The sequence below is a fragment of the Roseateles sp. genome (assembly GCF_047654805.1).
GTDB lineage: Bacteria > Pseudomonadota > Gammaproteobacteria > Burkholderiales > Burkholderiaceae_C > Pelomonas.
In genome coordinates this window covers 4,478,522-4,502,935 of record NZ_JASGIV010000001.1, presented here as the reverse complement: position 1 = coordinate 4,502,935, position 24,414 = coordinate 4,478,522, and the positions used below count along the sequence as shown (strand labels likewise).

21 protein-coding genes are annotated in these 24,414 nt (G+C 69.4%); 11 read left to right on the top strand and 10 right to left on the bottom strand.

The genetic code is table 11. The features are described 5' to 3' along the window. Positions 1–19 precede the first annotated feature (19 nt). From QM732_RS20275 to QM732_RS20265, 3 genes are read left to right on the top strand one after another with little or no spacing between them, the layout of a single operon-like run. Positions 20–1,096 carry a LacI family DNA-binding transcriptional regulator gene (locus QM732_RS20275; protein WP_415657901.1) on the top strand — a complete coding sequence of 359 codons (1,077 nt, stop codon included), beginning with the start codon at positions 20–22 and terminating at the stop codon, positions 1,094–1,096. Positions 1,097–1,123: 27 nt separating this feature from the next. Further along, positions 1,124–1,951 carry an NAD-dependent epimerase/dehydratase family protein gene (locus QM732_RS20270; RefSeq protein ID WP_415657900.1) on the top strand — a complete coding sequence of 276 codons (828 nt, stop codon included), beginning with the start codon at positions 1,124–1,126 and terminating at the stop codon, positions 1,949–1,951. Next, complete coding sequence (locus tag QM732_RS20265; protein WP_415657899.1) at positions 1,948–2,913, top strand: SMP-30/gluconolactonase/LRE family protein; 966 nt, start codon at positions 1,948–1,950, stop codon at positions 2,911–2,913. Before QM732_RS20270 ends, QM732_RS20265 begins: the two co-directional genes overlap by 4 nt. Positions 2,914–2,929: 16 nt before the next feature. Here the strand turns inward: QM732_RS20265 and QM732_RS20260 are convergent, their stop codons facing one another. Further along, the gene (locus QM732_RS20260) at positions 2,930–3,304 is read right to left on the bottom strand and encodes a GFA family protein (protein ID WP_415657898.1); all 375 of its coding nucleotides are present in this window, start codon (positions 3,302–3,304) and stop codon (positions 2,930–2,932) included. Between the two features lie 131 nt (positions 3,305–3,435). Between QM732_RS20260 and QM732_RS20255 the strand changes: the two genes are divergently transcribed. After that, positions 3,436–3,639: a hypothetical protein gene (locus tag QM732_RS20255; protein WP_415657897.1), complete on the top strand. Its 204-nt coding sequence runs from the start codon at positions 3,436–3,438 to the stop codon at positions 3,637–3,639. A 111-nt stretch (positions 3,640–3,750) separates the two neighbouring features. Here the strand turns inward: QM732_RS20255 and QM732_RS20250 are convergent, their stop codons facing one another. The 3 genes from QM732_RS20250 to QM732_RS20240 all read right to left on the bottom strand — a co-directional run bounded on the left by QM732_RS20250 (position 3,751) and on the right by QM732_RS20240 (position 7,438). Further along, a complete protein-coding gene (locus QM732_RS20250; RefSeq protein ID WP_415657896.1) occupies positions 3,751–5,502 on the bottom strand; it encodes an IlvD/Edd family dehydratase in 1,752 nt (583 codons plus the stop codon). Next, positions 5,499–6,668, bottom strand: a complete 1,170-nt coding sequence (locus QM732_RS20245) for a fumarylacetoacetate hydrolase family protein (protein ID WP_415657895.1) — start codon at positions 6,666–6,668, stop codon at positions 5,499–5,501. Before QM732_RS20245 ends, QM732_RS20250 begins: the two co-directional genes overlap by 4 nt. A gap of 89 nt (positions 6,669–6,757) precedes the next feature. After that, on the bottom strand, positions 6,758–7,438 hold the full coding sequence (locus QM732_RS20240) for a GntR family transcriptional regulator (RefSeq protein ID WP_415657894.1): 681 nt from the start codon (positions 7,436–7,438) through the stop codon (positions 6,758–6,760). Between the two features lie 362 nt (positions 7,439–7,800). Between QM732_RS20240 and QM732_RS20235 the strand changes: the two genes are divergently transcribed. Continuing rightward, positions 7,801–10,950: a TonB-dependent receptor gene (locus tag QM732_RS20235; RefSeq protein ID WP_415657893.1), complete on the top strand. Its 3,150-nt coding sequence runs from the start codon at positions 7,801–7,803 to the stop codon at positions 10,948–10,950. 86 nt (positions 10,951–11,036) lie between these two features. On the opposite strand, the gene QM732_RS20230 is transcribed toward QM732_RS20235, so the two are convergent. Continuing rightward, complete coding sequence (locus tag QM732_RS20230; RefSeq protein WP_415657892.1) at positions 11,037–12,266, bottom strand: MFS transporter; 1,230 nt, start codon at positions 12,264–12,266, stop codon at positions 11,037–11,039. Positions 12,267–12,419: 153 nt separating this feature from the next. On the opposite strand from QM732_RS20230, the gene QM732_RS20225 reads away from it, so the two are divergent. Continuing rightward, on the top strand, positions 12,420–12,893 hold the full coding sequence (locus tag QM732_RS20225; RefSeq protein ID WP_415657891.1) for a hypothetical protein: 474 nt from the start codon (positions 12,420–12,422) through the stop codon (positions 12,891–12,893). A gap of 61 nt (positions 12,894–12,954) precedes the next feature. On the opposite strand, the gene QM732_RS20220 is transcribed toward QM732_RS20225, so the two are convergent. Both QM732_RS20220 and QM732_RS20215 read right to left on the bottom strand, forming a co-directional pair. Then, positions 12,955–13,116 carry a DUF1328 domain-containing protein gene (locus QM732_RS20220; protein ID WP_415657890.1) on the bottom strand — a complete coding sequence of 54 codons (162 nt, stop codon included), beginning with the start codon at positions 13,114–13,116 and terminating at the stop codon, positions 12,955–12,957. Between the two features lie 73 nt (positions 13,117–13,189). Beyond that, positions 13,190–15,154 (bottom strand): AsmA family protein, encoded by a 1,965-nt coding sequence (locus QM732_RS20215; RefSeq protein ID WP_415657889.1) that lies wholly within the window; start codon positions 15,152–15,154, stop codon positions 13,190–13,192. Between the two features lie 246 nt (positions 15,155–15,400). On the opposite strand from QM732_RS20215, the gene QM732_RS20210 reads away from it, so the two are divergent. From QM732_RS20210 to QM732_RS20190, 5 genes are all read left to right on the top strand, one after another. Next, positions 15,401–17,095: an ABC transporter ATP-binding protein/permease gene (locus QM732_RS20210; protein WP_415657888.1), complete on the top strand. Its 1,695-nt coding sequence runs from the start codon at positions 15,401–15,403 to the stop codon at positions 17,093–17,095. Between the two features lie 127 nt (positions 17,096–17,222). Continuing rightward, a complete protein-coding gene (locus tag QM732_RS20205; protein ID WP_415657887.1) occupies positions 17,223–18,260 on the top strand; it encodes a branched-chain amino acid ABC transporter permease in 1,038 nt (345 codons plus the stop codon). A gap of 1 nt (position 18,261) precedes the next feature. Beyond that, positions 18,262–20,037: an ABC transporter permease subunit gene (locus tag QM732_RS20200; protein WP_415657886.1), complete on the top strand. Its 1,776-nt coding sequence runs from the start codon at positions 18,262–18,264 to the stop codon at positions 20,035–20,037. After that, complete coding sequence (locus QM732_RS20195) at positions 20,034–20,765, top strand: ABC transporter ATP-binding protein (protein ID WP_415657885.1); 732 nt, start codon at positions 20,034–20,036, stop codon at positions 20,763–20,765. Before QM732_RS20200 ends, QM732_RS20195 begins: the two co-directional genes overlap by 4 nt. A gap of 2 nt (positions 20,766–20,767) precedes the next feature. Then, the gene (locus QM732_RS20190; RefSeq protein WP_415657884.1) at positions 20,768–21,277 is read left to right on the top strand and encodes an O-acetyl-ADP-ribose deacetylase; all 510 of its coding nucleotides are present in this window, start codon (positions 20,768–20,770) and stop codon (positions 21,275–21,277) included. A gap of 25 nt (positions 21,278–21,302) precedes the next feature. Here QM732_RS20190 and QM732_RS20185 read toward each other — a convergent pair whose 3' ends face one another. The 3 genes from QM732_RS20185 to QM732_RS20175 all read right to left on the bottom strand — a co-directional run bounded on the left by QM732_RS20185 (position 21,303) and on the right by QM732_RS20175 (position 24,300). Then, positions 21,303–22,679 (bottom strand): hypothetical protein, encoded by a 1,377-nt coding sequence (locus tag QM732_RS20185; RefSeq protein ID WP_415657883.1) that lies wholly within the window; start codon positions 22,677–22,679, stop codon positions 21,303–21,305. 131 nt (positions 22,680–22,810) lie between these two features. Further along, positions 22,811–23,425 carry a DUF938 domain-containing protein gene (locus tag QM732_RS20180; RefSeq protein ID WP_415657882.1) on the bottom strand — a complete coding sequence of 205 codons (615 nt, stop codon included), beginning with the start codon at positions 23,423–23,425 and terminating at the stop codon, positions 22,811–22,813. 5 nt (positions 23,426–23,430) lie between these two features. Continuing rightward, entirely contained in the window at positions 23,431–24,300 is an 870-nt protein-coding gene (locus QM732_RS20175) for a pirin family protein (RefSeq protein ID WP_415657881.1), read from the bottom strand. Between the last annotated feature and the right edge of the window lie 114 nt (positions 24,301–24,414).

The following is a 24,414-nucleotide window of genomic DNA, read 5'->3' as shown; positions in this document are numbered from 1 at the left end:
CACCATCCGAGGGACCTCTTTGAAGCCAACCGCACGTGCTGGGCGCAGCACCAAGGTCGCCACCATTGCCGATGTGGCCAAGCTGGCCGGGGTGTCGCCCATGACGGTGTCGCGGGTCATCAACGGCGAGCAGAACGTGCGCCCGGGCACGCGCGAGAAAGTGCAGGCCGCCGTTGCCGAGCTGAACTACGTGCCCAACCAGGCGGCGCGCCACCTGGCCGGCTCCGAGCCCATCCGCATCGGCATGCTCTACATCGATCCGACGGCGGGCTACCTGAACGAGTTCCTCATCGGCCTGCTGAACAAGGCCAGCCTTCGGCATGTGCAGCTGGTCGTGCAGCGCTGCGACGCCGCGCGCGACGGCGAGGAAAAGCCCGTCGCCGAGATGATCGCCAATGGCATTGACGGGCTCATCCTGCCGCCGCCATTCTGCGATTCCCAGCCGCTGCTCAAGCTCATCGCCGAGACCGACACGCCGGCCGTCGTTGTCTCCAGCGGCGTGCCACCGGAAGCCGTCTGTGCCGTGGGCATCGACGATTACCAGGCCGCCTACGAGATGACGCGTCACCTGCTGAATCTGGGCCATCACCGCCTGGGCTTCATCATTGGCGACCCCTACCAGAGCAGCAGCGCCCGCCGCCTTGCAGGCTTTCATGCGGCCATGGCCGACGCGGGCCTGAACATCGAGGAGGAAGAGGTCGTCGCCCAGGGTATGTTCACCTACCGCTCGGGGCTGGACGCGGCCGAGACCCTGCTGTCGCAGGAGCGCCGCCCGACGGCCATCTTCGCCAGCAACGACGACATGGCCGCGGCCACCGTCGCCATCGCCCATCGCCTGGGCCTGGACGTGCCCAGCGACCTGACTGTCGTCGGCTTCGACGACGCGCCGCTGGCGACGACGATCTGGCCAGAACTGACCACCGTGCGCCAGCCCATCATGGAGATGGCCGGCGCGGCGGTGGACCTGCTGGTGCGCCACATCCGCGCGCGCCGCACCGGAGAGCCCCTGCCCTGCGAGCATGAGCTCAAGGACTTCGAACTGGTCCGACGCCAGTCCGACGCGGCCCCTAGGCTGCGCCCCCCTCTGCGCAAGTGATCCCGGCCCCTTGAGGGCCGCTGCTGCATGACCCCACTTTCTGCCCCGCGCTTCAAGCGCTTGTTGCTGACCGGAGCCGCCGGCAATCTTGGCCGTGTGCTGCGGCCCCGCATGAAGGCCTACTGCGACGTGCTGCGCCTGTCGGACCTGGCGCCCATGGACCCGGCCGTCGAAGGCGAGGAGGTCGTGCAGGCCCCGCTTGAAGACCTGGCCGAGATGCAGTCCTTGCTGAAGGACGTCGATGCCGTGCTGCACTTTGGCGGCGTGTCCATCGAGAAGCCCTTCGATGTCGTGCTGCCGGCCAACATCGTCGGCGCCTACAACGTCTACGAGGCGGCGCGCCAGCGCGGCGTCAGGCGCGTCGTCTTCGCCAGCTCCAACCATGTGACCGGCTTCTACAGCCAGGGAGAGACGCTGACGCCCCAGGCCGCGCCGAGGCCGGACAGCTATTACGGCCTGTCCAAGGCCTTCGGCGAGAACCTCGCCCAGTTCTATTTCGACCGCTACGGCCTGGAGACGGTGTCGCTGCGTATCGGCTCCGCCTGGCCCGTGCCGACGGACCGTCGCATGCTGTCGAGCTGGCTGAGCTATGACGACCTGGAGCGCCTCATCGTCGCGGCGCTCAGCGCGCCCGTCGTCGGCCACAGCGTCGTCTACGGCATGAGCGACAACCGTTCGACGTGGTGGGACAACAGCAAGTCCAACCACATCGGCTTCAAGCCCCAGGACAGCTCGGAACCCTGGCGCGCCGAGGTCGAGGCAGCCCAGCCCTACGTCGACCCCAGCCGTCCCGAGGTGCGCTGCCAGGGCGGCGGCTTTGTCATCCTCGGGCCCTTCGAGAAGGCGGCGCCGTGAAGATCGCCTTCACGCCCAACGTGCGCCGGCCGGACCCCGCCATCCAGGTGCTGGACGACGATTTCCTGCCGCTGCGCCTGTTCGCTGCCGGCGTCGAGCAGCTCGCCACGGGCCTTGCCTGGGCCGAAGGACCGGTGTGGTTTGGCGATGGGCGCTACCTGCTGGTCTCCGATATCCCCAACAACCGTATCCTGCGCTGGGACGAGACCACGGGAGCCGTCAGCGAGTTCCGCAACCCGAGCAACAACGCCAATGGCCATGTGCGTGACGGCCTGGGCCGGCTCGTCAGCTGCGAGCACCTGACGCGGCGCATCACGCGCACCGAGCACGACGGCCGCATCACCGTGCTGGCAGAGCGCTACGAGGGCATGCGGCTGAATTCGCCCAACGACATCACCTGCCATGCCGACGGCAGCCTCTGGTTCAGCGACCCGGTGTTCGGTATCACCAGCGACTTCGAGGGCGAGAAGGCCCGGCCCGAGCAGCCCCACCAGGGTGTCTATCGCATCGACGGCGCGACGGGCGCACTGAATCTGCTGCTCAAGGATCTGCGAGGCCCCAACGGCCTGGCCTTCAGCCCCAACGGACGCGTGCTCTACGTCATCGAAAGCCGCGCCCAGCCCAACCGGCTGATCTGGGCCTATGACGTGGATGGCATGCACCTGAGCAACAAGCGCATGCTGGTCGACGCGGACGGCCCCGGCGCCTTCGATGGCATGGCCGTGGACGTGCAGGGCAACCTCTGGTGCGGCTTCGGCAGCGATGGCAGTGCGGGCGCGGATGCGGCGGCACTGGACGGCGTGCGTGTCTACAGCGCCGAGGGCAAGGCACTCGCCCACATCCACCTGCCCGAACGCTGCGCCAACCTCTGCTTCGGCGGCGCCAAGGGCAACCGCCTCTTCATGGCGAGCACGCATTCGCTGTACGCGCTGTACGTGAACACTCGCGGCGCGGTGGGTTGAGCGGCCGTCGCCGGGGTCAGTCCGGCGCGCGATGCCAGGCGGCCCGGTCTTCGAGGAAGTAGTCCTTGGCCGGAGGATCGATGACTTCGCCTTCGAAGAGGCCGGCGGGGAACCCGAAGACCTTGGGTAGGCGTGCGTCCAGTGTGAAGACATGCGAACCGCAGGTCTTGCAGAAGGCGCGCTGAAGGTTGGCGGTCGGATGGAAGCAGGTCAGCCCTTCGGGGTTGCCGATGACAACTTGCTCGCGCGGTGCCGTGAGCCACGTGCTGAAGGCCGCGCCGCTCAGGCGGCGGCATTCGCCGCAGTGGCAGTTGACCGGCCGGCCCAGGGGACGCCGAGCCGTGACGGACACGGCGCGGCAGAAACAGGAACCATATGCGGGTTGAGTCATCGCTTTTGGCCTGGCATCCGGAGGCAGGCGTTGAAAGAAGAAAGCAGGCGGCCCGTCAACCGCGCCGACGCATGGACGTTCAAGGATGACCGGCGGCAAAGAGCCGCCACTTCCATGACGACAGTCTCATCATGACCACGCTGACACTCATCTTCAACGGTCCTCCCAGCCAGGCCCGCCAGGCGCTCGGAGGGCTTTTGCAGCGCTTTCGCTCGGCCTACTTCGTTGAGCGGAGCAGCAACGAGTATGCGGTGACGGCGGACGACGCCACGGCCGCGGAGCTTTCCAGGCAGCCCCTGTGGTCGGCCCGGGCATCTTCGCTATCGGGCAAATGACGGACATCTTGTCACGCATGGTCCGGCCACGCCCGTGAGCCACTGTGCCTCGATTCAAGAGACATCGAGGCACGGCAACCGGGCGTTGCCCAGGACTGGCCGGGGCCGTCATCAGTGGTTGTGCCGCGGTGGCGTGGCCACCACGCGGCGGTAAGGCACGGCGAGCTCCAGGCAGGCCCCTGTCGACAGTGGCCCCACCGTCGAGCGGTAGATCTCCTGCCACGGGGTCTGGCTGGCCGGCACGGCGGGCGGCGCTTCGGCACGGCGGCGTGCCAGCGCCTCATCATCCAGGAGCACGTCGCAGCGCCCCGCGTCGAGATCGACGCGGATGATGTCGCCCGTCCTCAGCCAGGCCAGGCCACCGCCCGCGGCGCTTTCGGGTGAGGCATGCACGATGGACGGGCTGTCCGAGGTGCCGGACTGCCGCCCGTCGCCCAGCGTCGGCAGGCTGGTCACGCCACGGCGGATCAGCGCATGCGGTGGCTGCATGTTGACGACCTCGGCCGAGCCGGGCCAGCCCAGCGGCCCCGCGCCGCGCATGACCAGGATGCAGTCCTCATCGACGCCGAGCGAAGGGTCGTTGATGCGCGCGTGGTAATCGTCGGCGCCGTCGAAGACGATGGCACGGGCTTCGAACGCACCGTCCTTCAGATAGCGCTCGCGGAAGGCGGCTGAGATGACGCTGGCCTTCATGATGGCGAAGTCGAACAGGTTGCCGCGCAACACGACGAAACCGGCATCCTCCTTCAGCGGCGCTGCGACCGGGAAGATCACCTCGCGGTCGCATGTCTCGCGACCTGCCAGGTTGGCGGCCATCGTGCGGCCGGTGACTGTGGGCCGTTCGGCGCGCAGCAGGCCGGCCTGCTGCAATTCCCACATGACGGCCGGCACGCCGCCGGCGCGGTGGAAGCGTTCGCCGAGGAATCTTCCGGCGGGCTGCATGTCGAGCAGCAGCGGCACGCGCTGGCCCACCTCGGCCCAGTCGGCGGCGGTCAGCTCGACGCCCGCATGGCGGGCCATCGCGGTGAGGTGGGGCTGGGCATTGGTCGAGCCGCCGATGGCGGCATTGACCACGATGGCGTCCAGGAAGGCGTCGCGGCCGAGGAGGTGCGACGGCCGCAGGTCCTCGCGTGCCATCCCGACGATGCGCAGGCCGGTCTCGTAGGCCATCTGGCCGCGCTCGCGGTAGGGCGCTGGGATGGCCGCGCAGCCGGTCAGCGACAGCCCCAGCGCCTCGGCCAGCGCATTCATCGTCGAGGCCGTGCCCATGGTGTTGCAGTGGCCGGCGGAGGGCGCCGATGCGGCGGCGATCTGGAGGAACGTGGCCTCGTCGATCTCACCGGCCGCCAGGCGCCGCCGACCCGTCCATATGGCTGCACCGGAGCCGACAAGCCGGCCCTCGAACCAGCCATCCAGCATGGGGCCGCCGGACAGCACGATGGCCGGGATGTCCACGGTCGAGGCGGCCATGACCTGGGCCGGCGTCGTCTTGTCGCAGCCGGTGGTCAGCACGACGGCGTCCAGCGGATAGCCATGCAGGATCTCGACAAGCCCGAGATAGGCCAGGTTGCGGTCCAGCGCCGCCGTGGGGCGGCGGCAGTTCTCGAAGATGGGGTGCAGCGGGAACTCCATCGCGATCCCGCCGGCGTCGCGGATGCCGTCGCGCACGCGCCGGGCAAGCTCGATGTGGATGCGGTTGCAGGGGCTGAGGTCGCTGCCGCTTTGCGCGATGCCGATGATCGGCCGGCCCGAGCGCAGCTCCTGCGGCGTGAGGCCGTAGTTCATGAAGCGCTCCAGATAGAGCGCCGTCATGTCGGCACGGTCGGGGTTGTCGAACCAGTCCTGGGAGCGCAGCCGCTTCATGGCTGGTGGCTCCGCAGGTGCTTCAGCAGCGCGCCGACGCCGTAGGTCCAGGGCGCAATCGCGTCACTGCGCTGCACGGTGTTGACCAGCGCACCTAGGGCCGGGCTGGCGATGGTCACGCGGTCGCCCAGGCGGTGTGTGAAGCCCGCGCCCGGCGCGCCGCGGTCCTGGATGGGCGAGAACATCGTGCCAAGGAAGAGCATGAAGCCATCGGGGTACTGGTGGTGGGCGCCGCAGGCGTGGGCCACCAGCTCCAGCGGGTCGCGGCTGATGGCTTGCATGCGGCTGAGACCCTCAAGAAGGAAACCGTCGTCCGCACCTTCGATGGCGAGGCGCACTTCGGCCTGGCGTACGGTGTCCAGCGTGAAGTGCTCGTCGAACAAGCGGATGAAGGGGCCGATGGCGCAGGAGCCGTTGTTGTCCTTGGCCTTGCCCAGCAGCAGTGCGCTGCGGCCCTCGATGTCGCGCAGGTTGACGTCGTTGCCCAGCGTGGCGCCGACGACTTCCGCGCGGCCATTGACGGCGAGCACGACCTCGGGCTCGGGGTTGTTCCACTGCGAGTCCGGATGCAGGCCCACGGCCGCACCGAAACCGACCGCCGACATGGGCTGGGCCTTGGTGAAGACCTCGGCGTCGGGTCCCAGGCCCACTTCGAGATAGGGTGACCAGGCGCCGCGCGCGACGAACTCGGCCTTGAGGCGTTGCGCTGCCTGCGAGCCGGGGCGGATCGCCGACAGGTCGTCGCCCAGCGCCCCCTGCAACTGCTCGCGCAGCGCGTTGGCCCGGGTCGCGTCGCCGCCAGCCTGGTTCTCGATGACGCGCTCCAGCAGGCTGACGGCGAAGGTCACGCCGCAGGCCTTGATGGCCTGCAGGTCGCAGGGCACCAGCAGCCGGGGCAGGGCGGGGTCGGGCTCGGCAGCCAGCGCATTGGCCAGCACCGCCGCGACGGAGCCCAGCACGGCGCCCGGCGCATGACGGGCGATGTGCGCCAGCTCGGCATGGTCCAGCAGCTCGGCCATGGTGGCCGCGTGGGCCGACAGGTCCACCAGCTCGCCACGGCGCACCGCCACGGGAGTCGGGCCGCCGGTGTCGGCGCGCCAGACGCGACCCAGCAAGACGGCGCGCTCGGCATCGGTGGGCAGGAAGGTGGCGTGGACTTGGCTCATGCGGTGCGGCAGCGGGAGAGGTGGTTGCGCTGAAATTGTGAGCGCTACCTGTGCGAACTGCCAAGCCCCGCGGAGGGCGCTCGAACCGGTCAGGAGAGGATCAGATACTCGGGATACCGCTGCTGGATCTCGTCCACCGAGGCGAGGGTGCCGGACAGGTGGTCCCGAACGGCATGCTGCGCGGCTTCGGCGTCCCGGGACTCGATCGCCTGCAAGATGGCCTGGTGGGCGTCCAGGATGGATTCCGTCTTGCCCACGCTGGGGATGTGCAGCAGCCGCAGACGATCGACGTGCCCGGACATGCGCACGACCACCGACCACAGCCGCGGCAGCCCGGCCGCCACGTACATCAGGCGGTGGAACTCCTTGTCGGCGGCGATGAAGCCGAGGAAGTCCTTCCTTGCAGCCAGTTCCGCTTGGCGCGACAGCTGGGCGCGGAGGTCGTCGATCACGGCCGGATCATGCGAGAGGGCCAGCAGGCGCGCGATCTCGATCTCGATGGAGCGGCGCAGGAAATGCGCTTCCCGGGCGGCCGGCACGTCGATGCGGCTGACCTGAGTCGTGTACTGCGCGCGGATGAGGACCAGGCCTTCCTCGCTGAGCCGGATGAGGGCGTCGCGCACTGGCGTCTGGCTGACGCCGAACCGCTGCGCCAGCTCGGCGCGGTCCAGCGCGCTGCCGGGCTCGAGTTCCAGCGAAATGATGGCGGCGCGAAGCGCTTCGACGACCTGCGGGGCCGCATGGCGGGTGGGATCTAGCGTGAAGTTCATCTGCTGTTGAAGGCCAAATCTCTGCCGCGTACGCACGAATGCCGGCCGCCATTGTCCTCGCCAGTGCGCGGGACCTGCGGCGCGCGTCGCGGCACGGCGGTCGCGGTCGGCTGCGGCGGATCTCGGGCATGGGCAAGGGGCCGGTGGTGGTCGGCGACCGCCGCCTGCGCCGTGCACGCGGCCATCCTGAGAGCGCTATCCAGGTTTTGACTTGGCTGCAATTCTGGGCTGCATTTCCTGCCGTCACGTCACTAATACATTAGTACACACCCTCGTTGACGATGGGATTTGGCGGGCATAAATTCAAATGTGCGCGCTACCATTTAATGGTGAATGCGTCATAGAACCAATCAGGAGACAAGATGAGCAAGACTATTTCGCGCCCTGGCGGCCGGGACCGCCTGGAGCGACAGCTGGTCCTGGGCACCACGTTGCTGGCCGGCCTGATCGCACAGGCCTATGCGCAGACGCCCGCGCAGCCGTCCAAGGAGCAGCTGGATACCGTCGTCGTGACCGGCATCCGCGCCTCGCTGGAGAGCTCGGCCAACGCCAAGCGCAACTCGGTCGGCTTCATTGACTCGATCAGTGCCGAGGACATGGGCAAGTTCCCGGACAGCAATATTGCCGAGTCCATCTCCCGCATACCCGGCGTGACGCTGACGCGCGAGATCACCGGCGAGGGCCTGCAGATCCAGATCCGCGGCCTGGGTACCAACTTCACCCGCATCCTGCTCAACGGCGCGCCCGTGGCTTCGGCCTCGACCGGCCGCGTGGACTCCGGCAGCGCGAACCGTGAAGTCGACATGGACTTCCTGCCCGGCGAGCTCTTCAGCCGCGTCACCGTCGTGAAGAGCCCGACCGCCTCCATGCTGGAAGGGGGGGCCGCAGGCATCGTGGACATGCGCAGCGCGCGACCGTTCGACCGCAAGGGCTTGCGCACCGCCTTCACGCTGACGGGCACGAAGAACCAGCAGGCCGACAAATGGGGCAACCGCGGCTCGGCGCTGGTCAGCAACACCTGGGGCGATACCTTCGGCGTGCTGGCCGGCGTGGCCTGGTCCACCAACAAGGTCAAGACCACCGGCTTCGAATCCATCGGCTGGACCAACGCCAACCTGCTGGCCTCGCAGAGCAGCAGCGCCACGCGCAACAACACCGGTGGCGGCAACTGGACCATCCCCACCGCCGTGCCGGCAAACGCCGGCAACGGCCTGACCACCGGCGCCGTCATCGACCAGGCCTTCCTGCTGGCCAAGAACCCCGGCCTGACCATCGAACAGATCGACAACGCGATCATCCCGCGCCTGGGCCGCGCCATGGTGGCCGAGGGCAACCGTGACCGTCAGAACGCCATCCTGTCGCTCGAGGCCCGCCCCAACAGCTCGGTGCAGTTCTACCTCGACGCCATCTACGGCCACAAGAAGAACGAATTCGAGCGCAGCGACATGAACTGGGTGGGCCGCAACGGCTCGGCCATCCCCATCAACATGACGGTGGACCGCAGCGACTGCGCCAACGGCTGCGTCGTCACCAAGGGCACTTTCGCCAACTCGCAGTACTTCCTCGAATACCGGCCCTACGTCGAGGACACCAAGTTCCACAGCATCAACCCCGGCCTCAAGCTGAAGATCACCGATGCCATCGGCATCGACGTGCAGGCCAACGCGACGCGCAGCGACTTCCATCGCCAGTCGCCCACGGTACTGTTCCAGACCGTGCTGGGCTCGGGCATCACCACCGAGTACGACAACACCAGCGGCGTGCCCATCCTGAAGGCCACCAACACCCTCACCGGTGCAACCGACATCCTGAACACGCCCAGCGCCTTTGGCTGGAACGGCGGGCGTGTCAACGTGCAGGAGGAAATGCGCCAGGTCCGCACCTCGGGCCTGCGCGGCGCCATCGACATCGATGCCGATGTCGTCGACATCAAGTTCGGCGGTGCCTATGACAACGTGTCGCGTCGCATCAGCTCGCTGAACAACGACAACTACTGGTCCAACATCGTCTGCGGCCGCAATCTCAACGTCTTCCTGCCCGGGCCCAACACCACCAACAAGAACGGCTGCAACGGCACGGGTGCTGCCGGCTCCGCCGCGGCCGACTATCCCGGCTATGGCACCGGCTACACGGCTGGCGCGACGACGCCGCTGCAGTACCTGGGCTCCGCCATCCCGAACTCGGCCATCCCGGGCTATCTGTCGGCCAACTCGCGCGGCTTCGTCGCGCTGGACTGGGCCCGTTTCGCCAAGGATTCCAACTACGCCGCCGCCCACGAGACCGCGGTGCCCGGCACCGGCGGCACCAACACCGGCGTCAACCCCGGCTACATCCAAGAGAAGGTGAGCTCCATCTTCACGGAGGTCAACGGCGAGACGCAGCTGTTCGGCAATCAGCTGCGCTACAACGCCGGCGCCCGCTACGCGACGACGGAGCAGACCTTCGCCACGCTCAGCGCCCCGGCCGACCCGCGCAACACCGCACTGCTGGACGGCGGCCGCTACCCGACGCCCGTCGTCGAGAGCCTCACGACGACGACCTACAGCAACTTCCTGCCGTCCGGCAGCGTGGCCTACAACCTGCGCAGCAACGTGCTCGCCCGCGCGTCGATGTCCAAGACCATCACGCGCGCCGACCCCACGGCGCTGCGCGCGCTGTCGGCTAGCTTCACCGACCCGTCGGCCCAGAACGGCACGCTGACCAACCCGGACCTCAAGCCCTACGAGTCCAAGAACACCGATCTGGGCCTGGAGTGGTACACAGGACGTGAGGGCTATATCGCGCTGGCCTGGTTCAAGAAGGGCATCAAGGGCTTCACGGCCAACCGCAGCTTCAACGTGCCCTTCAGCGACCTGGGCCAGTACGGCGTGAACTGGATGAACGGCCTGACCCGCGACCAGCGCCGCGCGCTCTACCTGCGCGCCGGCCTGGCCGTGCCCGCGGACCTGGACGTGCTGCCGGCGGCAGGCGACCTGACGGCCATCAACGCGTTGCCCATCACGCTGTCGCAGACGCAGAACACGTCAGACAAGCTCTTCATCAAGGGCATCGAGCTGACCGTGCAGCAGCCGCTGGACGTCCTGACGTCCTATCTGCGTGGCTTCGGTGTCAGCGCCAACTACACCAAGGTCAAGCAGTCTGGCGCCAACGTGGCCATCGGCGTGCCGCCCTACACCTACAACCTGGCGGCCTACTACGAGGGGCGTTTCGGCGGCTTCCGCGTGACGAAGAACTTCACCAAGGGCTCGCAGTCCAGCGGCACCGGCCAGAACGGCATCACGGCCGCAGCCTTCTATGGCCTGGACTACTCGCAGGTGGACTTCACGTCCCGTCTCAACCTCGGCGAGATCCTGGGCTCTGCCATCGGCTGGAAGAAGGACCTGCAGGCCACGTTCGACGTCTTCAACCTGACCCGGGCCTCGCAGCGCACGAACTTCCAGTTCGCCAACGCGCCGTACGCGATCTACGAGCCGGGTCGTACCTACCAGATCGGCCTGCGCGCCAGCTTCTGATCGACAAAGCCTGTGTCTCCGCCAGCGGTCCGGGTGTGGCTCGCGGGTGGTTCGGTGAGGGTGCCCGTCGGCCGCAGGCGGGACCCTCACCTTTTTCTTTGTGGCGCCCGGGCCAGCGGCCGGATCAGCACGCACACGATCAGCGTGGTGCCGATCAGTACGTTGCCCACCCAGGGGAAGTGCTCCAGCCTGCCGTGGGGCGCAACCGTCACGATGTGGCCGGACACCAGCGCCGCTAGCCCGCCTGCCAGCTGTTGCAGCGCGGCGTTGATGGCCGTGAAGGCGCCGCGCTGCTCGGGCGCCGGGATGCCGGCGACGACGACCTGCCAGGGCACCATGCGCGAGAAGATGCCTGCGAACATGACGACGTTGATGACGATCAGCGTCATCAGCGACGAAGGCCCCAGCCGCGTATAGAGCGCCACCATCGCGACCGTGATGGCGCTGCCCGCGTAGAACACCGGCAGCGGCCCGAGGCGGTCGGCCAGCCGCCCCACGAGCGGTGCGACGAACAGCGTGCTGATGCCGGTGACGAGGTAGACGGCGGGGAGCTGCTCCAGCGCGATGCCGACGTTGTGCACCGAGAAGGCACTGGCGAAGGGCATGATCATGAAGCCGCCCGTCGTCAGCAGTGCCGTGACGAGGAAGGCATGCAGGTGCCGGCGCTGGGCGACCGTGTGCAGCAGATGGGCGGAGGCGCTGCGGTCCGTCTGCAGCTTCAGGTGGGCGTCCACGGGCTGCATGCGCCAGGCGATCAGCAGGCCGCCGACGGCGCCGAAGGCGGCCAGCGCGAGGAAGGGGGCATGCCAGTCCCAGCGCGTGGCCAGATACAGGCCGAAGGGCAGACCCAGCACCTGGCTGGCGGCGAAGCCGCCCTGCAGCAGCCCCATGACGCGGCCCCGCAGCGCGGGCTCGAACAGGTCCGCCGCGATGGCCATCACGATGGAGCCGATGACGCCGCCGAACAAGCCCGTGACGATGCGCGCCGCCAGCAGCGACTCGAAGCTCGTCGCCAGGCCGCACCACAGCGTGCCGAGCAGGAAGCCGCCGTAGAAGAACAGCAGCAGCTTCTTGCGGTCGAAGCGGTCGGCGAAGCCGGCTGTCAGGATGCCGGAGAGCCCGGCGCTGAAGGCATAGGCCGACACGACCAGGCCGAACTGCTGGGCCGTCATGGCCATGGCCGGCATGATCATCGCGCCCAGCGGCGACATGATCATGAAGTCCAGGATGACGGCGAACTGCAGCAGTGTCAGCAGTCCGGTCGCAAAGCGTTGGTAGGGGGTGAAGGCGGGCGCGGGAGGGGGGGCTGCGGGCATGGGGCGGGAGTGTGCGCCAACGGGCGCCCGGGCATGGCAGCAGCGTGAAAACCGGCCCGGGATGCTGTCCTACGCGGCATCGCGCCGCCGGCTCACGAGCGGGGGACTGTCGCGGCGCGAGAGTGGCTTCATCCTCGACTGCGGAGTTGCACCATGCCGACCGCGACAGCCCGCCCGCCCGAACTGCCGTCCGCCTCCCAGCTGCCGGAGGCCGAGATCCTGGTCTGCGTCGTCGGCACCGCCGAGGTGATGCAGAGTTCCGAGAACGACCTGGCCACGCTGGCCTCGGATTGCCACGTGCACCGGCTGGATTGGCTCCTGGACGATGAGTTCGGGGAGCCTCCGGTGGCGGCCGACTGGGCGGACGGCCTCATCGTGCTGAACTCCGACGCCTGGGCAGCGCCCACCGGCTGCGCCAGGCTGCAGGCCCTGCTGAAGATGGCCTGGCGTTGCGGCCGCACGGTCGTGCTGTGTGGCGACGCGGTGAACTCCCTGGGCACACTGGGCTTCCCGGCGGATGTGCCTGCCGAGGCGGAGGGGCTGTTCCTGTGTCCGCGCGGGCCTTGCGGGGCGACGCTGCGCGAGTTCCTTGATGCGGTTCATGAGCAGCCGCACCGCGGCCGCTGATTCCTGAAGAAGGCGAGGCGCGCGACGGGACCTTCACGGGCCCGCCGCGCGATGGCGTCCGCTATCTGCGGATCAGGCCCACCACCAGGCTGACGACGGCCAGGATGATGAAACCGTAGAACAGCAGCTGGGCAATGCCCGCGGCGCTGGCGGCGATGCCGCCGAAGCCGAACAGGGCGGCCACGAGTGCGATGACGAAGAAGATGATGGCGTAACGCAGCATGGGTTTCTCCTTGGGCTGATGGCATGGGCCTGTACACGGGGACGGCAGTCGGCCCATTGCCGTCAGCCCTAATCTAGGGCGCCGTCCTCGGCCGGCCTGCCGGCTTGTGCCGCGCTGCCGGGTAGGAGGCTGCCGACGCCGGCGCCACGGTGGCAGGCCCTGCATCGGGGCCGTCGCAGCTGACGGGGGGCAGGTTCTCGCCCGGGTCAACAAAGGCCAGCAGAGCGGCTGGCGGCGTCAGCGCGCCGAGCGCGATTGCGGCGATGGCCTTGCCACCCAGTGCGCGCCCTTCGAGGGCCACGCGCGGCTCGCCCAGGCGGCCCTGCACGCGCACCGGCGAGCGCAGCGTCAGCGGCGAGAAGTCCTTGGGCCGGGCCACCACGCGCAGGTCCAGCGTCTCGTCGGCGAGGCTGACGCGGCCGTCGATGTCGATGCGGCTGTCGCGGTTGTCCAGGACCGCCGAGCGCGGGCGCAGCACGCCAGCCTTGAAGCTGCCGTCCAGGCGCGCGCAGTTCAGCTGCAGCTTGTGGTCGCCGCGCAGCAGCAGTCCCAGGCCCTGGGCCAGGTCCAGCCCTGCGGCCTCGGTCAGCAGGTGGGAGATGCTGCCCTTGTCCAGCTGCAGGCGCACGAGGCCGTTCAGGCCGCCCAGCAGCTCGGCCAGGCTGCGACCGCGGCTGTGCACGTCCAGGTCGGCGCGCAACCGGCCGGTCAGCGGATCGTGCGCCAGGCTGGGGGCCTGGAACTTGAGCCACTGCTCCACGGCCATGCCGCGCACGCCCAGGCCGATCTGCCACTGCGGCGGGCTGGGGCGGGTATCCAGGCGTGCGGAGCCGGAGGCCTCGCCGCCCGCGATGCCGGCGTTGAATCCCTGCAGGCTCAGCACGCCATCCTCCAGCACCAGGCTGGCGTTCACGGGCGCCAGCGGCGCCAGGTGGGCGGTACCCAGGTCGAGCTGGCTCAGGGCCACGGCAACGCGGGCGTCCATCATGCGCAGCGAGGGCAGGTCCCAGGGACGGTCGGGCAGCACGCGGCCGGGACGGCTGGGCGGCGTGTCCGTGCCGAAGGCCGGGCCCAGGTCCGCCAGGCGCAACGGGCCGCCGCGCAGCAGGCCGCTGAGCAGCGGGCGCCGGGACGGGGTCGGACGGGTGTCGAAGGCGAAGTCGCCACCGAGCTGGCTCTGGCCGATGCGCGCCTTGGCGCCACCCAGTTGCCACACGCCCAAGGCGTGCTGCAGCCGCCCGCTCAGCTCCAGTGGCGGAGTGTTGGGCAGCGTGATGCCGAAGGGGCGGCCGATGTCGGCCAGCGAGTTGCCTCGCACCCGCAGCTGGCCGTCCAGTGCGCGGGCGTCCAGCAGCGAGGCGGCAGTGCCGTCGAAGCTGAGGCGGCCGTTGCGCTGGGTCAGCTCGGCGCTCAGCTGCACCGGTGGCAGACCGGCCTCGGCGGGCGCGAACAGGGCCAGCCCGGCGCCGGCCTCGGCCTTGAGAGCCAGCTGCTGGTCACGCAGCCGGCCCTGCAGCGTCGCCGTCCAGCGGCCATCGGCCTGAGTCGCGAAGCGGGCGTCGCCCGCCAGCAGCAGCGGCGCGTCGTCCAGATGGGCCGTCCCATGGCGGACCACGAGGTGGTCGATGCGCGGCAGCTCGGCAGGCTCCTGGCGCTCTCCGCTGGGCTGCACGGGCCAGGCGGTGCGGCCGGCGGCATCGCGTTGCCAGTTCAGCGTCAGCGCGTCGGCCTGCACCAATCGCAGCCGCAGTGGCGCGCCGCTGCGCCAGGCCCAGATATCGCGCCACTGCCAGCGCAGCAGCAGGCCCTGGGCATCGGCCAGAGATTCGCCATGGCTGCCGGTGACGCGCAGCCGCGTGGCCTCTAGGCGGGGGCCCAGCAGCAGGTGCAACCGGGAGCCGCCGTCCATATCCAGCCCGCGCCCGGCTCGTGCGGCGAGCCAGGGCGCGAGGCCGGGCCAGCCGGTCCATTCCATGGCGGCTGCGGCGGCGATGACGGCCAGCACGGCGGCGCCGACGGCTTTGGCGGCGACTTTCATGGGGCCATGCTCATGGGAGCCCTTCTGGCCCGGCGTGGGACGGGCGCGTTCGAGTGTGTAGGACTTGGCCTGTGGTCGCCCCGCAGGAGGCCCACGCCTGCAGCGCAGCCAAGGCACGCCGCCATGAGCGGCGGCTGCGCCAGGCCGCGCGCCAAGGGCGCCTTTGCTTTGCCCGCCGCGGCATGCCGTCCGACAGTGTCGGGCCGCCGGGCTCGCTAGCCTTCATTGCACAGCCCGAACCTTCCCATGGCCGCCGCTCCTGCCTCCGCGCTGCAACGCTTCATGACCGTGGCCAGACCCTACTGGGTGGGGGACCGGCGCGGCTGGGCCTGGTGCTTCCTTGCCGGCCTCATCGTGCTGATGCTGGCGGACACCCAGCTTGCCGTGCTGCTGAACAACCAGACCGGCGAGCTGACGTCCGCGCTGGCGGCCCGCGACGCGCCGCGCTTTTGGAGCGCCGTGCGTGCCATGCTGTGGGTACTGGCCTTCGCGGTGCCGGTCTTCGCGACCTACTACTACGCCCGCGATGCCTATGCAAACGACTGGCGGCGGTGGCTGACGCAGCGCTTTCTTGACGGCTATCTGCGCGAGCGCCGCTACTTCCACATTGCCGCCGAGGAGATCGACAACCCGGATCAGCGCATCGCCGACGACGTCAACACCTTCACCGGCCGCTCGCTGCACTTCTTGCTGATCCTGCTGGGATCGCTGATGCAGCTGGTGGCTTTCAGCGCGGTGCTGTGGTCACTGTCGCACCTCCTGGTGGGCTTTCTCGTCGCCTATGCGCTGACCGGCACTGTGCTGTCGCTGGGCTTGTTCGGGCGGCCGCTGATCCGGCTCAACCACTGGCAGCTCAAGCGCGAGGCGGACTTGCGCTTTCGGCTGATGCGGGTGCGCGAGAACGCCGAGTCCATCGCCTTCTATGGCGGCGAGCAACAGGAGCGCCACCAGCTGCAGCAGCGCCTGCGCGCTGCGCTGCTGAACACGCGCAAGCTCATCCGCGCCCAGTTCGCGCTCAATCTCTTTCAGCGCGGCTTCAGCCAGCTCAGCCTGCTGGTGCCGGCCGTCGTGCTTAGCGCCGACGTTCTGGGCGGCCGGCTGGAGGTGGGCCAGGCCGTGCAGGCGGCCGGGGCCTTCGCGGCGGTGCTGGGCGCGGTGTCCCTGATCATCGACAACTTCGAGAGCCTCTCCCGCTTCGTCGCCGGCATCGACCGTCTGCACGTGATGGCCGAGGCGCTGCAGGCTGCACCGCCCGAGGCGGGCATCGCACGCGCGCAGGGCCGCGAGCTCGACATCAAGGACCTCACGGTGCAGGCGCCGGGCAGCGACCGCGTGCTGGTCGAGAAGCTGTCGCTGCGTGTGCCCGAGGGCGGCTCGCTGCTCATCACCGGCGCCAGCGGCTGCGGCAAGAGTTCGCTGCTGCGGGCCATCGCGGGGCTGTGGACTCAGGGCAGCGGGCAGGTCTCGCATCCGCCGCGCGAGGATGTCTTCTTCCTGCCGCAGCGGCCCTATCTGCAAACGGGCACGCTGCGCAGCCAGCTCATCTACCCCAGCACGCAGCCCGCGCTCGATGACGAAGCGCTGCTGAAGATCCTGGACGAGGTCCAGCTGCGCCACCTGGCCGAAGGCGAGGGCGGGCTGGACCGCACGCAGGACTGGGAGAAGCTGCTCAGCGGCGGCGAGCAGCAGCGCCTGGCGTTCGCACGGCTGCTGGTGCATGCGCCGCGCCTGGCCATCCTCGACGAGGCCACCAGTGCACTGGACGATGCCAACCAGAAGCGGCTGTACGAACGGCTGCGCCAGCGCGGCACGACGCTGATCAGCATCGCCCACCGTGCCGCCGTGGCAGGCTTTCATCGCCGAGTGCTGAAGCTCAAAGGCGGCGGTCGCTGGACGCTCGTCAGGACGCCGCGGCAGGACACCGAGAAGACCGGCGACTGAATGGCGGCTGAACGGCGACGGGCTCACGCGGTGCGCGAGCCTTCGTCAATGGTGATCCTGGGTAAATTCCCGACCGATCGGTCGGCAATTCGCCGATACCATCGGCGGGCCTTCACGACACGCCGCCATGGACCTCACGATTGCCGCCATCCTGGGCCTAGACGGCCTCACCAACGGGGCCATCTACGCCCTCGTCGCCCTGGCCCTGGTGCTGGTGTTCTCGGTCACGCGGGTCATCTTCATCCCGCAGGGCGAGTTTGTCGCCTTCGGGGCCCTGACGCTGGCCGCGCTGCAAATGGGCAAGATGCCGGGCACGGTCTGGCTGCTGCTGCTGATGGCCATCGCGGCGGCGGTGCTGGACCTGATCCAGGGGCTGCGCGAGCGCCGGCCGTTGCCGCGCATCGCCTTGGGGCTCCTGAGGGCGCTGGGCTTTCCCGTCGCGCTGGCCGTCGCCGTGCCGCTGCTGGTGCCGCATCAGCCAGCGCTGTGGCTGCAGGTGCTGCTGACGCTGGCTATCGTCACTGCCATGGGGCCGCTGCTGTACCGCCTGGCCTACCGCGCTCTGTCGGGCGCCAGCGTGCTGACGCTGCTCATCGTGTCGGTCGGCGTGCATTTCGCGCTGACCGGCATCGGCCTGGTGTTCTTCGGCGCCGAGGGCTACCGCACGCCGGCCTTCTGGGAGGCGCGCTTTGACGTCGGCCCGCTGAGCCTCACGGGCCAGACGCTGATCATCTTCGGTGCCTCCATCGCGCTGCTGGTCGCGATGTTCTTCTTCTTCGAGCGCACGCTGACTGGCAAGGCGCTGCGCGCCACGTCGGTCAATCGCACCGGCGCACGGCTGATGGGCATCTCCGGCGATGCGGCCGGATCCCTGAGCTTCACGATGGCGGCCTTCATTGGTGCGCTGTCGGGCCTGCTGATCTCGCCGTCCACGACGATCTACTACGACACCGGCTTCCTGATCGGCCTGAAGGGCTTCGTCGCCGCGGTGTTCGGCGGCCTGGCTAGCTTCCCGATGGCGCTGGGCGGTGCCATAGGCGTGGGCCTGATCGAGAGCTTCGGCTCGTTCTACGCCAGCGCGTTCAAGGAGGTCATCGTGTTCACGGTGATCCTGCCGGTGCTGCTGTGGCGGTCCTTCGTGGACCCGCACCACGAGGAGCACTGACATGACGCGCACCCATCTGTCGATCGCCGCAGCGATCGTGCTGCTGGTCCTGCCCTTCGCGCCGGTGCCGGACTTCTGGATCACGCAGCTCAACTACATCGGTCTTTTCTCCCTCGTCGTGCTGGGGCTGGTGTTGCTGACCGGCGTGGGCGGCCTCACGTCCTTCGGCCAGGCTGCGTTCGCCGGTGTCGGCGCGTACGCCACGGGCTACATCTCCACGGTGATGCACCTGTCGCCCTGGCTGGGCCTGCTCGCAGGACTGGCCATCACGCTGGTGCTGGCCCTGGTCATCGGCGTGCTGACGCTGCGCATGTCGGGCCACTACCTGCCGCTGGCCACCATCTGCTGGTGTCTGGCGCTGTACTACCTGGTCGGCAACCTGGACTCCCTGGGCAAGTACGACGGCCTGCTGGGCCTGCCGGCCATCACGCTGGGGGACTTCAGCTTCCAGAGCGAACGCCGCATCTACCTGCTGATCTGGCTGGCGGCGCTGCTGGCGGCCCTGGGCATCACGCGGCTGCTGGACTCGCGGCCGGGGCGCATCATGCGCGCGCTCAACACCAACCGCGGCGGCGGCGCGACGATGCCCGAAGCCATGGGCGCGTCCACCTTCCGCTACAAGCTGGTGATGTTCGTGGTCGCGGCGTTGCTGGCCTCGGTGTCGGGCTGGCTGTATGCCCACATGCAGCGCAGCGTGAACCCGTCGCCGTTCGGCATCAAGTTCGGCATCGAGTACCTGTTCATGGCGGTGCTGGGGGGGATCGGCACGGTGGGCGGCGCGTTCACCGGCGCGGCGCTGGTGAAGCTGGCCGAGGACCAGCTCAAGGTCTGGCTGCCGATGATCTTCGGCGGCTCGGGCAACTACGAGATCATCGTGTTCGGTGTCGTGCTGGTGCTGGTGCTGCGGTTCGCGCCGGACGGCCTGTGGCCGCTGATCGCGCGCTGGCTGCCGGCACGCCGCGCGCGCCCGGTCGACGAGGGCGCGCCGGCGCTGGGCACTCGCAGCCATCCCGGGCCTGGCACGCCGCTGCTGGACGTGCGCAAGATCCGCAAGCAGTTCGGCGGGTTGGTGGCGGTCAACGACATCAGCTTCGCGATCCGTGCCGGCGATATCGTCGGCCTGATCGGTCCCAACGGTGCCGGCAAGAGCACCACCTTCAACCTGGTCTCCGGCGTGTTGCCGTTGACCAGCGGCGAGGTGGAGTTGCTGGGCCAGCGCGTGGACGGCCGCGGCAGCCGCGACATCGCTCGCTCGGGCCTGTCCAGGACCTTCCAGCATGTGAAGCTGGTGCCCGACATGACGGTGCTGGAAAACGTTGCGCTGGGCACCTATCTGCGCACACGCAGCGGTACCGTTCGCGCGATGCTGGGCCTGAACGCGGCCGAGGAGGCACAGGCCCGCGCCGAGGCCCTGCGCCAGCTGCGCCGCATCGGGCTGGCCGAGCAGGCCCACGAGCTGGCCGGCAACCTGGCGCTGGGTCCGCAGCGCCTGGTCGAGATCGCCCGCGCGCTGGCCAGCGACCCTTCGCTGCTGCTGTTGGACGAACCCGCCGCCGGCCTGCGCCACAAGGAGAAGGAAGCGCTTGCCGAGGTGCTGAAGCAGCTCAAGGCCGAGGGCCTGTCGCTGCTGCTCGTCGAGCACGACATGGATTTCGTCATGAAGCTGACCGACCGCATCGTCGTCATGGAATTCGGCCGCCACCTGATGGAAGGCACGCCGGCCGAGGTACAGGCCAGCCCGGCCGTGCGCGCGGCCTACCTGGGAGCGGACGAATGAGCGCCCTCCTGGAAGTCAAGGACCTGCATGCCGGTTATGGCCGCGCGGAGGTGTTGCACGGCCTGAGCTTCTCGGCGGCCGAGAAGAGCGTTGTCACCGTCATCGGCCCCAATGGCGCCGGCAAGTCCACACTGCTGGGCGCGTTGATGGGGCTGCTGCCGTCGCGCAGCGGCGCGCTGCGCTTCGCGGGCGAGGACATTGCCCGGTTGACGCTGGAAGAGCGCGTGCTGGCGGGCCTGGCCCTGGTGCCAGAGAAGCGTGAGCTGTTCGGCACGATGACGGTGGAGGACAACCTGCTGCTGGGCGGCTGGCGGCCCAAGAAGCTGGGCGACGGGCGTTGGCGCGATGGGCTGGACAGCGTCTACGCGCGCTTCCCGCGGCTGAAGGAGAGGCGCGCGCAGGCGGCCGGCACGCTGTCTGGCGGCGAGCGCCAGATGCTGGCCCTGGGGCGCGCGCTGATGGGACAGCCCAAGCTGCTGATGCTGGACGAGCCCAGCCTGGGCCTGGCTCCGCTGATCGTGCGCGAGATCTTCACCATCGTCGAGGACCTGCGTGCCACGGGCGTCAGCATCCTGCTCGTCGAGCAGAACGCCCGCGCTGCGCTGCGGGTGGCCGACCACGGGCATGTGCTTGAGACGGGGGAGTTCGGCCTGAGCGGACCGGCAGACCAACTGGCCGCCGACCCGCGCGTCATCGACACCTATCTCGGCGCGGGGCGCAAGGACTGACAGTGGCGCAAGCCTTGCAGGCACGGCGCGCGGACATCACCACGCTGGCGGTCGACGTCATCGTCAACGCCGCGAATTCGTCGCTGCTGGGCGGCGGCGGGGTCGATGGCGCGATCCACCGCGCGGCCGGGCCTGAGCTGGTGCACGAATGCCGCCTGCTCGGCGGCTGCAAGACCGGCGATGCCAAGCTCACGCGCGGCTACCGCCTGCCGGCAGCCCACATCGTGCACACGGTCGGCCCGGTCTGGCGTGGCGGCACGCAGGCAGAGGCCGAATTGCTGGCGTCCTGCTACCGCCGCAGCCTGGCACTGGCCGGCGGGCTGGGCGCGGCGTCGATCGCGTTTCCCAGCATCAGCACCGGCATCTATGGCTACCCCGTCGAGCCGGCCGCGCGCATCGCGGTGGCAACGGTGCGCGAGACGGGCGCGAGTTGGCCCAGCCTGCGCGAGGTGATCTTCTGCTGCTTTTCGGCGGAAGACCTGCAGGTCTACGAGGCCGTGCTGGCCGCCTGACGCCCGGACCCTTCCACGCCACCGCTCAGAAACGCAGTTCGCGCAAGTAGCCGTCGGCGACCAGCAGCGCCGCATCGGTGTCTGCCGAATGCGTGCCCGGACCGTTTTCCATGCCGCCGCTCAGCCAGCCGGTGTCGCGCAAAGGGGCCAGGGCGCGCAGCTGGTTGTGGCGCAGCCCCGGCGTCAGCGTGACGCGCTGCTGCAGCTGGCCGTCGGGCGACAGCAGCGCCAGCAGTGGCTTGGACTCCTCGGAGATGCTGGCGCCGGTGGGGTTCTGCGTGTAGCCCGTGCTGCCGGCCAGCAGCAGCCGGCCGTCAGCGCGCTGGGCCACGTCGAACACCACGTCGCCTGCTTCGAAGTCCAGGACGCGATAGGCGGTGGTGGTGCCGATGCCGGCCGGCACCAGTGCCAGGAAGGCATCCCAGCCGTCCGCCACCTGCCGGCTGCGCACGCGGCCGGCCGCCGCGACCTGCGCACCCACCCAGCGCAGCGCATGCAGCTCGGAGCGCTGTTGGGTATCGATCAAGACCGTGCCCTGGCGGATGCCGGCGGTGCTGAACTTGCTCAGCAGCACGCCGTTGGCGACGCGCGGGTCCAGCGGCTCGCCGAACTGCTGGCTGTGGCCCTCGATCAGGTCGGTGAAGTCCAGCGTCACCGCCACCGCGATGCCGCCCAGGGGATCGGCATCCAGCACCAGCCGCCACTGCTGGTCCAGGCTCTTGAAGGGGTCGAAGCTGCCACCGGTCAGGAAGCGGGCGCCGATGTAGACGCCCGGCTCGACCAGGCGGCGCCATTGCTTGGACAAGCCGGCGCCCGAGTAGCCGAGCCGGTGCAGTACCACCGCGTTGCGCCCCGAGCGGAACGCCAGCGCAACGTCCTCGCCGAGCGGCGCCAGACGCGCGGCATCGCGGGTGTAGTAGGGCAGCAGCGACTGGTGATCGCGTGCGCTCGCCGGATCACCGAAGAAGGGGTCGCTGGCCGCCTGCGGGTCCGTGAAGTCCAGTTCATGCAGCAACTGGCCGGCGGCCGACAGCCGCAGCAGGCGCAGCTCGCGGTCGCTGCCCAGCAGCAGCGTGATCTGGCCCGACGGATGCAGCGCGAAGTCCAGCAGCGACCAGCCGGGCGGCGGCAGGAAGTCCATGGCCTGGCGGCTGCCGTCGGCCTGCGAGATCAGCAGACGCCGCTCCGGCCGGGTTGGAATCTCCAGCGTGCGAGCCTTCTCGGTCAGTGCCACCCAGGCCGCGCCGAGGCTGCGCACCTTGATCACTGCCTGGCCGGGCGTGACCAGCTGCAGCGGTGCGGGGTTGCCGCCGCCACCGCCGTCTCCCCCATCCGCGCCGCCGCCACCGCAGGCCACCAGCAGTGCCAGCAGGATGGCCGCCACGCCGTGCCGCCCCGTCATCCTCGCCATCATTGTTCGTTCTCCCTGCTGCCCGAAAAAGGGGCGGGCCGGCAGGCTAGGTCGAGGCGGGATGGATGGCGAAAGTCAGCGGCCCAAGACTTAGGGGGCGCCCCGTGCCTTGGCGGCCGGGCTCAGCCCGGCGGATGGTTGGGGGCGAAGACCAGCAGCTTGTTGTTGGCGGGCATGTCGATGCACTCGCGCAGTTGCAGACCCGCCGAGGCCGCCAGCCCGGCCACGGCCGTCAGCCGGCGGATGCCCCAGGCCGGGTTGCGTGCGCGCAGGTCGGCGTCGAAGGCGAGGTTGCTGGGCGCCGTGGGTTCGTCGTCCAGCAGGTAGGGCCCGTAGGTGATCAACAGGCCGCTGGGCGCCAGGTACCGCGCGGCGCCTTGCATGAGACCGGCTGTGCATGCCCATGGGGCGATGTGGATCATGTTCGCGCAGTAGATCGCGTCGAGCTGTGCGGCTACGCCCGGCCAGGACTCGTCGAGCACGTCCAGCAGCAGGGGCGGGCGTACTCGCTCCAGGCCTTCGCACCAGGCCATGATGGACGGCAGCGCGGCGGCCTGCACGTCGCTGGGCTGCCATTGCCAGCCCGGCAGGGCTTCGCTGAGGAAGGCCGCGTGCTGGCCGGTGCCGCTTGCGATCTCCAGCAGCAGTCCACGGTCCGGCAGCAGGCGCTGCAGGGCCGCCCCTATGGGCGGCCCGTTGCGCTCTGCGGCGGGGCTGTGGTGACGCTCGCCGTGCATCGTGATCAGGCCAACCGCCCGGCCTGGAAGTCGCGCACTGCCTGCACCAGCTCGGCCTCGGTGTTCATCACGAAGGGGCCGTACTGCGCGATGGGTTCGTTCAGCGGCTGGCCGGCGATCAGCAGCGCGCGGGTGGCGGTGTCGCCCGCCGTCAGGCGCACGCCGTCGCTGCCAGGCGTGTTGGCGAGGATGGCCATGCGGCCCGGCGGCACCAGGCAGCCCGACTCGAACTTGAGCCCGCCCTCGAAGACGTAGACGAACGCGTTGAAGCCGGCTGGCAGCGGCTGTTCGAAGCGCGCACCGGGCGCCAGGCTGAGGTCGAGGTACAGCGGCGCGGTGTGCTCGCGCTGCACCGCACCGGCCACGCCGTGGCTGTCGCCGGCGATGACGCGCACCTTGACGCCATCGCGCTCGAACTCCGGTACCTCGGCACTCGTGATGTCTCGGTACCAGGGCTCGCGCATCTTGTCCTTGGCGGGCAGGTTGAGCCAGAGCTGGAAGCCGGCCATGCGGCCTTCGTTCTGCTCCGGCGTCTCGCTGTGGATGACGCCGCGGCCGGCAGTCATCCACTGCACACCGCCGTCGCTGATCAGGCCTTCATGCCCGGCCGAGTCGCGGTGGCGCATGCGGCCATTGAGCATGTAGGTGATGGTCTCGAAGCCGCGATGCGGATGGTCGGGAAAGCCGGCGATGTAGTCGTCCGGGTTGTCCGTGCCGAAGTGGTCCAGCATCAGGAAGGGATCCAGCCTGCGCTGCAGGTTGTTGGTCAGCACGCGGTTGAGCTTGACGCCGGCACCGTCGCTGGTCGGCTGACCAGCGACGAGGCGCTCGACCTCGCGCGGTTGGTTCAGAAGGGAAGTGGCGACGGTGCTCACGGAGTAGTCCTTTCAATGTTCCCGGTCCTGGTGCCGGGCCGTTCCCGGGCCGGCCCGCCTTGGCGATGTGCTCGCCGGTCAATCCGGCAAGCATCGTCGCCCCGTCGGGGACCG